The organism is Allobosea sp. P1_A7, assembly GCF_056406775.1.
Genome location: NZ_JBFTZN010000605.1, coordinates 1 through 958, shown reverse-complemented (window position 1 = coordinate 958; position 958 = coordinate 1). Strand labels below are relative to the sequence as shown.

The 958-nt window shown below is 71.5% G+C and carries 2 protein-coding genes; both read right to left on the bottom strand.

Features of this window, described 5'->3' with window-relative positions; all coding sequences use genetic code 11:
- The coding region (locus AC1D34_RS37960) for a hypothetical protein (protein WP_476827077.1) at window positions 1–698 on the bottom strand (698 nt) is incomplete at its 3' end.
- On the bottom strand, window positions 695–958 hold a 264-nt coding region (locus AC1D34_RS37955; RefSeq protein ID WP_476827076.1), incomplete at its 5' end, for a biopolymer transporter ExbD. The genes AC1D34_RS37960 and AC1D34_RS37955, both read right to left, overlap by 4 nt.

Genomic DNA, 958 nt, shown 5'->3' with positions numbered 1-958 from the left:
ATCTGCACCGTGCCGGGACGCGCGCCGCCCGGGAAGCGCTTGTAGCGATTGAGATGGGCGATCAGCATGCCGCGCCATGACGCCGTCGAGGCGGAGGGCGATGCAGCGGAGCCGGTTGGCGCGGAGGAAGGAGCAGCGGCGGGCGCGGCCGAGGCGGGGGGCGCGGCGGCTTCCTTGGCCCGTGGCTTCTCGCGCTCGGCCGGCTTGCGGCGCTCCACGACGCGTGGCTTGGGCGGCGTCGGCTTGCGTTCGACGACCTTCGGCTTCTCGGGGGCAGGCGGAGGCGGGGGAGCGAGCACGGCTGCAGCATCGGGCAGCTGCGGCAGTTCGGGCAGCTTGATCTCAGGCTCGGGCAGATGGACCGGCTCGGGTATCACCTCGGGTTCCGGAGGCGGCTCCGGCTCCTTGACCGGCTCGGGAACAGGCTCCGGGGTTGGTGGGGGCGGCTCGGCCTCGGTCGCCTGGGGGGCAGGGGGCAGGTCGGCAGCGGGGGCCTCGGGCGCAACGGAAACCGCCGCAAGCTCGATCATCACGGCAGGCTCGGGCGCGCCGGCCGCAGCCTCTCCCGGCCGYCAGCTCAAGGCCAGCCAGGCAATGCCGCCATGCGCCGCCACCACGACGAGCCCAGCCGAACTCCAGCGCAATAGCGCCGGCCAGAGGCGTCGTGATGCGCTGCCATCGAGAGACCCGGTCTTCATGGCTTCACACCCGCGACCGGCGCGGCCGCCTGGCCCGTATCCTCTAGCCCGACCAGCGCGATCTTCAGATAGCCGGCATTGCGCAGGAGGTTCATCACATCCATCAGCTCGCGATAGGCGACGGTCCCGTCGGCGCGCAGGAAGACTCTCTGCTCACGGTCGCTGCTGGTTTGCCGGTCGAGGACACTCTGCAGCGCTTCGCGCGGGAGGGGGTCGTTGCCGAGCGCGAGCGAGAGATCGCCCTTCACGGTAAGGAAGAC